The sequence below is a fragment of the Burkholderia ubonensis genome (assembly GCF_902833085.1).
Classification (GTDB): Bacteria; Pseudomonadota; Gammaproteobacteria; order Burkholderiales; family Burkholderiaceae; genus Burkholderia; species Burkholderia ubonensis.
In genome coordinates this window covers 558,943-570,106 of sequence record NZ_CADFEB010000003.1, presented here as the reverse complement: position 1 = coordinate 570,106, position 11,164 = coordinate 558,943, and the positions used below count along the sequence as shown (strand labels likewise).

The following is an 11,164-nucleotide window of genomic DNA, read 5'->3' as shown; positions in this document are numbered from 1 at the left end:
GGCTACTTGACCAATGCACCAGGACTGGTCTCGAGGACCGGATTTCTTTGCGTGGCCGTAGACTTTTTGGCCGGGATTCCATGCAGATCAAGGATTCGTTCGGAAACCATTTTTCCTTTCGCGATCATGGGCCGCTCAATGACGCGATAAATGATTTCTGTTGCGATCAGCGAAAGTGATGAGGCGAGTATCAGGTACTCGGGCAATAATTGAGTGCCGAGAGGTTCGTGGATTTTCCTGCTGTAGCGGAGCAGGATTTCCTGGGTCAGTGTCACCATCGGCATGTGAACCAGATACATGCTGTAGGAACGTGAGCCCAGATAATCGAGAAGCAAATTAACCGGCCGAGGAAAATTGATGATGTTTGCCTCGCACGAAGCAATGGTCACCAAGATGAGCGAGATCCAGCATGCGACAGGAATGACGAGGCTCGAGGAGAATCCGACACCGGGAATGCCCGCGAGAATGAGAAGAAGCGTCGCTACCAGCAGGCTGCTCAACCAGCTGCTGCGGCCCGGCGGCAGCTGAATCACCTTGAACCATGGCTGCTGCGTCAGAAAATATATCAGGCAGCCGTAAAGCAGACCGTCTCCACGGTTCTGCATGAAGAAAAACAATACGTCGTCATGCAACACCGGCCGGACAATGAAAGTAATGGCCAGAAGCAGGCCGACCAGGATCCAGATTCTGAGGCGGGTCGAGCCGGTCAGTATCAGAAAGAACGGGAGGATGAAATAAAACTGTTCCTCGAGCGACAGGCTCCAGTAAGGGCCCAGTGCGCAGGTCTGGGAGAAGCAGTGATGGACCGCGAAGTAATTATATGTATACGTGAATATGGTGATGCCTGATTCGATGTTGTTCGTCGGTGATGAAAAATAGTCTCCTTCGTTAAAAATTATGCTGCCAGCCAGAACCAGAAAAAATACTGTCCAGGCTACCGGGTATATCCGAAAAATTCTCCGGACATAGAAGGCTTTCACATAGGCGACGAGCAGGCTGGGGGAGTCGCGGAGCTGGTCCAGTTTTTCTACGATGGTCTTGCAGATGATGAATCCGGATATCACCAGGAACAGATCGACGCCGCTCCACGAGTTGTTGAAGACGTTGAGCGGCGTACCATCCACTCGATATGGATGGAATAACGTCCACGGAAAGAGCAAATTCTCAAAATGGAAGTTCAGCGTCATGAGAACCGCAAAGGCGCGTAAGCGATCCAGCTCTAGATTTCTAGATTGCATGTCTTGCTCGATCATCAAATGGAGTTGCGCGATTTGAATTTGAAAACATCCGGAAACAAATACGAAAGGTTTCTGCCGCGGTGCGCTTTGCGATTCCTTCCGGCGGGTGACGTATGCGGGTTGGCTTCCGAAGCTAGGGGCGCTGACGATGCGAGGCGATAAATCTGGAAGTCTCGTCCATGTCTTTTCTTACAATAATAAATTAAGTTTCTTTTTAACAAATCCGTTGGATGCCGGGTGGCGCATTTTCGGCATTGCGGGATATGTTGGGTCGTGTTGATTGATGGCGTGTTTGCGCGTTATTTCTCAGGTCAACCGGGGTCGATGCACTTTTTATTAAATGAACTAATCCTCGACGCCTAGGCTAAATTAGATCGTTGAATTGTCAAAGCGGAATTTGTCTCAAATCGATATGGAATCGTCTCGCCACATGTAATGTTTTTCGTGACTGCGATGTAAGGCTATTGTATTGGTTTAAACATTTACCAAAGAACGGGCGGCGACACCACGTCGTGAGCCCACGACACGGTTCGATGCGTCCCGACGTTTACTCGCTATTCAAAGTCCGGCAGCGGGCAGTTGGTTGGACGGACTTCCAGGCGCAAGTGTCAGCTCACCCTAAGGCAATTCCATTTTTGAAAGCGGGCATCATATTTTGTGCCAGTGCTTGAAGTCATGGGAAATGCTATATGGACATTCATCTTCGGCGGTCAAGCCGTTCCATGTGGAATGCTGGATTTCATTGGGCGCGCACCCAAAGGATTTTTTGAAATCCTTGGATAAAGCGGAGGCGCTGTAAAATCCATACTGATAGGCCAAATCAGATAGCCGTGGCTTTTCCGTTGCCGGAATCAACAGAGTGGAATAAATTTTCCGCAAACGTGCCAGCTTGATGTATTCCGCGACGCCGGTGCCATTTTCAGAGAAAATCCGGTATAGTCTTGCACGCGATAAACCCATATCTTTGCAGATTTTTTCCACACGCAGGGATGGGGATTTCAGATTTGCGTCGATATATTTCTTGATTTTGTTGAACATTTCAACGCTGAAATATTCCTGGGTCTGGCGAAGATTGTCCTGGTTGGGCATCAACGCCGCGACGAGCATGCCCAGGGTTGCCTGCGCGATCCCCGGCGCCTCGGCGGAGGAGATGTCCCTGATCTTGGACGCGAGGGTATGCAGATATTGACTGAACAACGTTGCCAGCGTGTTCGTGATGATGGCATCGCCCCGGTTTGCTATATCGAATGGGATGAAGTTTCTCGGAATCATCAATATTTCGACATTCCCGGCCTGAATCTCGACCTGGCAAGGTTTTGAAAGATCGATGATGGCAATCTGGTTTGGAAGGACTTGAACGGAGTGCCCGTGAATGTTGGCTTGCCATGCATGCACGGCGCTCGTTCTAAAGTAGTAGTGATCGCAACCGTCTTGCTGGATGTTCCTGCGGGATCGAATCGCGTCGTACCGAATGAAATCAGATTGTAAATTGGCAATGTGGGTCAGCGATCCGAACATGATCTGATTGATGTGTATGCCAAGAAAATTGCTGTCGAGCATGGACGTGCCAGCTTTTCTTGGGTTCACATCGGCCAATCGATTTTGATCCCGCCAGGCATCGAGTTTTTCTTGGGTGGCGTAGTTCAACGTCGAGAATTCAAAGATCATCGGGTTATGCATATCGCGCTCCAATACACATGATGCGTATTTCGGGGGAATTGAACACCCGTTTCGGTGAAGTTGAACAGGCGAGGAGGGAGGTGCTGTGTGGTGCTCAGATTGTAGTTCGACGGTTCGAGAACTGGTTGCTTTTTCGTTCGTGGCGGTGTTCGCAAATCCGCGCATGCACTCGCTGGTTATCGAGGGTCGGTATCTCGTCCGGCAAGAAAATCCATATGTGAAGGAGGTTGGGTCTTCGCAAATTGCGTCATTAAGGAAATCCGTCGAATACCTGATTTGCAATATTAACGAGTTCGTTCCAGCGTGTGTCCGGAGATATAGGGACAAGTCGAACCAAGTCAGTCGAGTCGCTTGCGATAAATCAGCCGTGGTCTGAGACAAAACGCGCTACCGCATAACCATAAACCGACTTAATCTGGACCTATGCCCGGCTCATGTCAACACAAGGGTCCGGACCTGATGAAAAACCATACGACCAGGCCAATCGACAGGCAACAGGCTGAGACCATCCATACTCACGCTTCTCTCGAGCAGGGGCGGTGCATGGATCGAACGATCGGATCAGATTTGCAGCACTCGAAGCTTTAAACCGATTGCCGCGGTAGATGATCGGATCGACCGTCAACCCATTTTCCTGATTTCAACGCGCGCCATGCCTATCGCACATGTCAACGGTATCGATCTGTACTATGAAAGCCAAGGGAAAGGACGTCCCATTGTCCTGATTGCCGGCTTCGGCATGGATCATCGGGTCTGGCAATACACGGCCGACGTGCTCAGTCGTCAATATCGGGTGATCTTCCTCGATAATCGCGGAGTCGGACAGTCCTCGTGCCCGGACCATGCGTATACGGTGAAGATGATGGCGGAGGACACCATCGGCCTGATTGCGACACTGGGTTTGTCCTCCGCGGATTTCGTCGGCGCATCATTTGGCGGATGCGTGGTTCAGGAAATCGCGGCTCGGCACCCGGAAATAGCCCGATCAGCCACGATCCTGTGCTCGCCGGTCAAGGCCAGCCCCCGCCTCCTGCAATTCGCCCGGCTGCGGATCGAGATGTTGCAGGCGGACATCCCGAGCGCCATCGTGGGACGATTCTTTGCGGTGACTGGGCTGTCCAATGACTATATGACGAGGCCGGGCTCGGTCGAGCAACTGGTTAGCGCCGCACCGGCACCCGTCAGCGAAATCGGGCTGAAGCAGCAGTTGCACGCGATGTCGTCCTTTGACTCCCGGTCCTGGGTTGGCGAAATCCGCTGCCCGACGCTGCTGATTTCGGCCGACGAGGACATGCTGGTCGAACTGGCGGATGTCAGCTTCATGGCATCGGTGATCAAGAGGCATCGCTTGCATGTCTTCGAAAAAGCCGGCCACAACCCGTGGTTCGAACAGCCCGATGATTTCCACGCACTGTTGCTTGATTTCCTTAGTTCGCCGATCAATTAGGCGTCGCCTCGGCAGGCGTGTGACGCTGTCACACCATACGAGATATTGCGGCTGCTGGAAGCATGCCACGCCATGAACACATTATCCAAAATGGATTTCAATCGCATTGAAATGCTCGTTCCGTCTGCGCGTTTCAAAAAGTTACAAGTGTCAAATCAATCGTTAGATGAATGTGCGCTAGAGTTCCTGAGCCCACGGAACGTTGCGCTCGATTGGTTGAAACTTGCGTACGTTGCGGTTTCCACCCCCAAGAAAAACAGGCAATTCCGCTTGGACGCGACGATCCGGGGGATCCGCGTCGCCTGCGTCAAGGTGTTGGCGAACGCGGTGGCCTAATTCGGTCTCGCGATGGTGCCGCCGGCTGGCTGACGCTCGTTCATACGAAGATCGAGACGGAGAAGGGGCAGCGTCGCGCTGTTCGCGTGCGGCAAGACGGCCAAAGCCGCAAAGAACCGGATCGATGCGATGCGCCTGTGCGAGCAGTTTGGCAGCGGAAGGCAGCGCGGCAACATTCTTGATCGACTCGTGTCGCTCGATGCGAAAGCTGGCCTGAAAACCGAGACCAGACGAACGAGTTGGGAAAGGATTCGCCTTTCGCGACTCGCCGGTGTGGAGCCGCGGCGTCTGCTGCACACGGTAGCCGGATAGGAGTGGGGCACAGCGATGAGCGACTCGGAAAACCGGTTGGTTCGTGCCTCCGATCCGCCACCGCGCGACGAGACGCGGCCAGAATCCAAGGTCGACACGTCTTGCGACGCGCTTCTTGACACGATCAAGTCAACTTGCGACCCGTTCAAGGAAACCTTCTCGTCGAAGGGGAGCACGCTTCATCATCTTGGCGAGGCCGTGAATGCACTGGCGTCGCTGCAGAGTGCGCCTTCGCAGCTGCTCAATACCGGCATCGCCCAGATCCCGCTGCTCGACAAGATGCCGGGGATGCCGGCTGCCACCATCGGCGCCGCGCATCTCGGCACGCCGCACGCGCACGATCATCCGCCGAGCGACGGGTTTCCGTTGCCGAGCGTCGGCGGGACGATCGGGAGCGGCTGCCTGAGTGTGCTGATCGGCGGCATACCGGCGGCCCGCGTGACGGATATCGGCATCGCGCCGACGTGCGGTGGGCTGACGCCTCTTTTCGACATTCAAACGGGTTCGAGCAATACGTTCATCGGCGGGATGCGTGCGGCGCGCATGGGCATCGACATGACGCGGCATTGCAATCCGATGGGGCACGGGGGGAAGTCCGGTCAAGAAGCGGAGGGGGCTACGGAGAAAGGCGAAGAAGCCGCGGGCGAAGCCGCCGAGGTATCGAGCCGTGCGGGCTGGATGGGGCGCGCAGGCAAGGCATGGAAGGTCGGCAATGCGGCGGTGGGGCCTGCGTCGGGCGTGGCGGGCGCTGCCGCCGACGCCGAGCATGGCGAGGAACTGGCGGCAGCGATGATGGCCGCGCAGACGGCCGCGGACGCCGCGATGATGGCGCTCAGTAATTTGATGGGCAAGGATCCGGGGATCGAGCCGAGCATGGGCATGCTGATGGACGGCAACCCTACCGTTCTGATCGGCGGGTTGCCGATGCCGGATTCGCAGATGATGTGGCATGGAATCAAGCATGGGATCGGGAAGAAGGTAAGGCCGAAGTTGCCGAAATGGGCGCAGAAACTGGCCTGTGAGTTGTGGGGTGAGCCGGTTAGCGCCGTTACGGGAGAGGTCGAGAACGACTTCACGGATTACGAGACCGACGAGGTTGTGCCGTTCAAATGGGGGCGCTACTACTGCAGCGGTTGGCATGAGCGGGATGGCGTGCTGGGATACGGATTCAGGCATAGCTGGCAACACGAGCTGCAACTGCTGCGCACGCGCGCCATGTACACCGATCCGCGCGGAACAGAATACGCCTTCAACAGACGGGCGGACGGGACATATGGCGGCGGCTGCCAGGGCTACGAGATCGAACAGGTGGACGGCCGGCGCTTCATCGTCCGGCATGAGGTGGCAGGTGACCTGGAGTTTGAGCGGGCCTCGGCAACGGACCGGACCGCCCGTTGTGTGGGTCATATCCGTGATGAGGCGCGCAGCAGGCTGCACTGGGATGCATACGGGCGCCTCGGCAAAATCGAGCAATCCGAGGAACGCGCCCATGTTCGACGGATAGCTCAATTTCACTATGACCAGTACGGGCGGATCGTCGAAGTCGCGCTGACCGACGTCGATGGACAGACCAACCGAATCTCCCGGTACGGATACGATACGAACGGCTGTCTGGTCCGCTACCGCAACGCGCTCGACGCGGCGTCGGCCAGTGAATACGATGTGCAGCGGCGCATGGCGCGACTTACCGATGCGAACGGCTACTCGTTCTTCTATCGCTACGACGCTGAGGGCCGTTGCGTCGAGAGTAGCGGGCAGGACGGGTTGTTGCACGTCCAGTTTCAATACCAACCGGGGCGCACCCTTGTGACCGAGGGGGATGGCGGCAGGTGGACGGTTCTCTACAACGACGTGGGGACGATTATCCGCGTCGTCGATCCATATGGAGGCGCAACGGAGTACGTAATCGGCGAGGACGGCCGCATCACCGAGGAAATCGACTCGGGCGGGCAGGTCTTGCGATGGCTCTACGACGCGCACGAGCGCAACACGGGACGCGTGGATCGCTGGGGCAACGTCTGGCCTGTCAAGGACGAAGCGCCGGACTTGCCGAATCCGTTGGCACTCAAGGTGCCTGACACACCGTTAGGGTTGCAATGGGGTGAAGTCAAACCGGAGGATCTGAGCCGTGCGATATTGCTGCCCCCGAAAATCGCCAACGTCGTCGAGACGATCTTTGCGCGGGATGTCCTCGCGGCTGCGCCGGTGAAGCGACGCGATGCGGCCGGCCTGATTATTGCCCATACCGATGAGTATGGCTGGACTGAACGGCGGCGACATGACGCGGCTGGAAATCCGCTGCAGCGTCGTGATCAGGACGGACGCGACTACGTCTACAGCCCCGTGTCTTGGAATCTGCGCGAGAGTGAAACCGATCCATTGGGGAACACCGTCCGGTACAGGTATACGGCGAAACGGAAAATCGCGGCCATCGTCGATGGCAACGGCAACGAGAGCGCCTATACCTATGATCTCAAGAGCCGCATTGCCAGCGTAATGCGCCACGGGGTGCTTCGGGAGACGTACGCGTATGACACTGGCGATCGACTGATCGAGAAACGGGATGGCACCGGCAACATCCTGTTGCGCTTCGAGGTGGGCGACAACGGCTTGCGCAGCAAGCGCATTCTCGCAAGCGGCGAGGTGCACAGGTACGAGTACGATCAGCGCGGCCACTTCACCAAGGCGTCTACGGACAAGTTCGATGTCACGATGGCGCACGATGCGCTCGGCCGACTCACAGCCGACAAGCGCGACGGCATCGGCGTCGAGCACGTCTATGCCGGCGGGCGCCTCGTCAGCACGACATACCTCGAGCGCTTCACCGTGAGTTACGAAGTAATTGGCGATAACGAAGTGCTGATCCACGGGCCAGCCGGCGGCGCCCATCGGCTCGAGCGCACCCCGGAAGGCCGAATTCTGCTGCGCCTGGACAACGGTACCAACATGCTGTGCGGGTTCGATCGGTACGGCCGATGTACCGGGCGGCTTGTTTGGCCGGAGGGCGACACGGGAGATGTCCATTGGGTGCAGTACCGGTACAGCGCGACCGGGGAGCTACGGCGCGTGATCGACAGCGCGAACGGCACCACCGAGTACCAATACGACGCTGCCCATCGGCTGACCGGCGAAAGGCGCGATGGGTGGCCCGTGCGGCGCTACGAATATGACCGAGGCGGCAATTTGCTGTCGACGCCCGCATGCCAGTGGACGCGCTACGCTGAAGGCAACCGGCTTGTGAGCTCATCTGCCGGTATGTTCCGCTACGACCACCGGAATCACCTGGCCGAAGAGATCGACGAGAATAACCGCCGGACGACCTATCATTACAACAGCCTGGACCTGCTGGTGAAGGTGACGTGGAGCGATCGGGGCGAGGCATGGACGGCGGAGTACGACGGGCTGTGCCGGCGCGTTGCCAAAGCGATAGGAGATGCGCGTACCACGTACTGCTGGGATGGCGATCGGCTGGCAGCGGAGGTCGGGGCGGACGGACGGTTGCGAATCTATGTGTACGTGAACGAGGCGGCGTTCTTGCCGTTCATGTTCGTTAATTACCCTGGCGTCGGTGCCTTGCCCGAGACAGGGCGTGCGCATTTTGTGTTCTGCAATCAGGTTGGATTACCCGAGTGGATCGAAAATAGCGATCGCGAGGTAGTGTGGCGCGCAAGGGACATCGATCCTTACGGAGCGATTCAGATTGCCGCCGGCAATGCTGTCGAGTATGACCTACGCTGGCCGGGGCACTGGTTGGATCGGGAAACAGGACTGCATTGCAATCGGTTTAGGTCATACAGTCCTACACTCGGTCGATATCTTCAAACGGATCCCATGGGGCAGGCGGGTGGGATTAATCTTTATGCATATCCTGATAATCCGCTCGTATTGATTGATGTCTTGGGGATGTTTCCAGCCCGAAAAAATAATCCAAACAAAAAAAGGGATCCAAATTCGGGCGGGCATGCCCAAGGCAATAACAGGTCCAATCAATCCAAGGGCGGAGACGCAGATCAGGAATCGACTAGTGCGGACGCCGCTGTTGTCCCTAAACCACCAAAGTTCACGCTAGACGACGTTGATTGGGATCATGTTCTCGCGGGTAGTCTCGAAGGCGGCTTTACCGGTGGGCATCATGCGGAGTCCGTAACAAACACGCACCGCATCATAGTCACCAGGTGGTCGCGACCATATGGTTTAGGCGCGCCCTATAAGGCGGACTTGAGGCAAGGTAATAATGTGATATGGAATGGAAAGGATATGTTTCCGGATGGTTGGGGAGTTCCTGACGTAAAAGATGCGGTTCAGGGCGCATTTGAGCGCGGCCTTATTGAAGGGCCGGCACCTGATTCGCACCGTGGTGACCCCACCAACATTAGAACCTTTACAGGGACCGTTATCTGGAGGGGTGTTGAGTTTGAGATAACCGGAATTATCGATTATAACCCGGGCGCCAAATATCGAATTACACAAGTGAAGCCTACAAGCGACCACACGAGATTAACTTGAAATCGGCGATAACGGCCTGCCGCGCGAGCGAATCCTGGCGTCAGGTGGCAAGCATGTCTACGAATATGACCGCTTCGGCAAGCGTACGAAAGCCTCGACCAATGCGTACGAGAATGACCGCCGCGTGCTGCTGCAGTTGGACACCGGCACGCAGGTTTGCTACGCGTTCGATCGCAAGGGGCGTTGTACGGAGCGCGTCCGATGGTGTACCGGCGCATCGACCGATCTAAGCGTGACAAGGCCTGGCGCTCCGCCCCTAAAACGATACTCAATAGTATCAAGCGCTTCCCGACCAGCCATTGTTCCCGACCTCAACACTGCCTCGCCAAGCTCCGGCGGGGCGATATAATCCGCGGTCCGAGGGCATTCAAGCCCGACCGCGAATACAAGAGAAGAAGAAGCAGAAATGGCTCCGTCTCAACCGCATGCATTGCAGCGTCCGCCCGCTGAAGTCCTGTATGCCGATCAGCTCGCGGAACTGAAGGCGCTGGATGGCGCCCGTCCACGACCGCCGGGCTGGCAGCTCAGCCTCGCGGCCGCCCGCGCATTCATTGCCGGCGATCGCTCGCTCGGCATCACGCCGAAGGTGGTCGCGCCGATCGCGAGCATCGAGCGCATGCTCGTCACGCTCGCGACCGGCCGCGGGCTGATGCTGGTCGGCGAGCCGGGCACCGCGAAATCGATGCTGTCCGAGTTGCTGGCGGCCGCGATCAGCGGCACGTCGACGCTGACGATCCAGGGCGGCGCATCGATCACCGAAGACCAGATCAAGTACGGCTGGAACTACGCGTTGCTGATCAACGAAGGGCCGAGCCCACGCGCGCTTGTGCCCGCGCCGCTGTACCAGGGAATGAACGACGGCCGGATCGTGCGCTTCGAGGAACTCACGCGTGCGCCGCTGGAGGTGCAGGACTGCCTGCTCGGCATGCTGTCGGACCGCGTGATGGCGGTGCCCGAGCTGCACGGCGAACACGGGATGCTGTACGCGCGCGAGGGCTTCAACATCATCGCGACCGCGAACACGCGCGACCGTGGCGTGAACGAGATGAGCGCGGCGCTCAAGCGGCGTTTCGATTTCGAAACCGTGTTTCCGATCCTCGACTTCGACAGCGAACTCGCGCTCGTGCGCGAAGCCAGCGCGCGCCTGCTGGCCGGCAGCGGCATTCCGGCGGCCGTGCCGCAACCGGTGCTGGAATTGCTGGTCACGACGTTTCGCGATCTGCGCGGCGGGGCCGGCGATGCGGCGGGCGGCGACGGCGCGATGGACCGGCTGACCGCGGTGATGTCGACGGCCGAAGCGGTGAACGTCGCGCATGCGGTCGGGGTGCGCGCATGGTTTCTCGAGCAGCGCGAAGGGTCGCCGCAGGATCTCGTCGACTGCATCGCCGGCACCGTCGTCAAGGACAACGCCGACGATCGCGCGAAGCTGCGCCGCTACTTCGAGCAGAAGGCTGCGCGGCGCGAAGGGCCGCACTGGCGCGCGTACTACGCGGCGCGTCACCGCCTGCCGTGACGCGTGACATGAGTATGCTCGATCACGGACGCATGCCGGGGCCGCGACGCGTCGCGGCCGGCGCGCGCGGCGGCTGCGTGGAGGCGTCGGCCGCCGCCGGCGCCGCACGCATCGACATCGACTGACAGGCGC

General features: G+C 58.0%; 6 protein-coding genes. 4 read left to right on the top strand and 2 right to left on the bottom strand.

The window, feature by feature from the left end:
* Nucleotides 1–2: 2 nt before the first annotated feature.
* The gene (locus HWX31_RS09995; protein WP_175933902.1) at nt 3–1,253 is read right to left on the bottom strand and encodes an acyltransferase family protein; all 1,251 of its coding nucleotides are present in this window, start codon (nt 1,251–1,253) and stop codon (nt 3–5) included.
* Nucleotides 1,254–1,886: 633 nt separating this feature from the next.
* Entirely contained in the window at nt 1,887–2,918 is a 1,032-nt protein-coding gene (locus tag HWX31_RS09990; RefSeq protein WP_174958935.1) for a helix-turn-helix domain-containing protein, read from the bottom strand.
* Nucleotides 2,919–3,570: 652 nt separating this feature from the next.
* On the opposite strand from HWX31_RS09990, the gene HWX31_RS09985 reads away from it, so the two are divergent.
* From HWX31_RS09985 to HWX31_RS09970, 4 genes are all read left to right on the top strand, one after another.
* A complete protein-coding gene (locus tag HWX31_RS09985) occupies nt 3,571–4,365 on the top strand; it encodes an alpha/beta fold hydrolase (RefSeq protein ID WP_174958932.1) in 795 nt (264 codons plus the stop codon).
* 72 nt (nt 4,366–4,437) lie between these two features.
* Nucleotides 4,438–4,701: a hypothetical protein gene (locus tag HWX31_RS09980; RefSeq protein WP_174958929.1), complete on the top strand. Its 264-nt coding sequence runs from the start codon at nt 4,438–4,440 to the stop codon at nt 4,699–4,701.
* Nucleotides 4,702–5,028: 327 nt separating this feature from the next.
* A complete protein-coding gene (locus HWX31_RS09975; RefSeq protein ID WP_174958927.1) occupies nt 5,029–9,519 on the top strand; it encodes an RHS repeat-associated core domain-containing protein in 4,491 nt (1,496 codons plus the stop codon).
* Nucleotides 9,520–9,925: 406 nt separating this feature from the next.
* Nucleotides 9,926–11,032, top strand: coding sequence for an ATP-binding protein (locus tag HWX31_RS09970; protein WP_174958925.1), 1,107 nt, complete (start codon nt 9,926–9,928; stop codon nt 11,030–11,032).
* The last annotated feature ends 132 nt before the right edge of the window (nt 11,033–11,164 follow it).

Excerpts from the sequence above, each read along its gene's own strand:
- HWX31_RS09995 (WP_175933902.1), bottom strand. The coding sequence starts at position 1,253 with ATGATCGAGCAAGACATGCAATCTAGAAATCTAGAGCTGGATCGCTTA.
- HWX31_RS09990 (WP_174958935.1), bottom strand. The coding sequence starts at position 2,918 with ATGCATAACCCGATGATCTTTGAATTCTCGACGTTGAACTACGCCACC.
- HWX31_RS09985 (WP_174958932.1), top strand. The coding sequence starts at position 3,571 with ATGCCTATCGCACATGTCAACGGTATCGATCTGTACTATGAAAGCCAA.
- HWX31_RS09980 (WP_174958929.1), top strand. The coding sequence starts at position 4,438 with ATGAACACATTATCCAAAATGGATTTCAATCGCATTGAAATGCTCGTT.
- HWX31_RS09975 (WP_174958927.1), top strand. The coding sequence starts at position 5,029 with ATGAGCGACTCGGAAAACCGGTTGGTTCGTGCCTCCGATCCGCCACCG.
- HWX31_RS09970 (WP_174958925.1), top strand. The coding sequence starts at position 9,926 with ATGGCTCCGTCTCAACCGCATGCATTGCAGCGTCCGCCCGCTGAAGTC.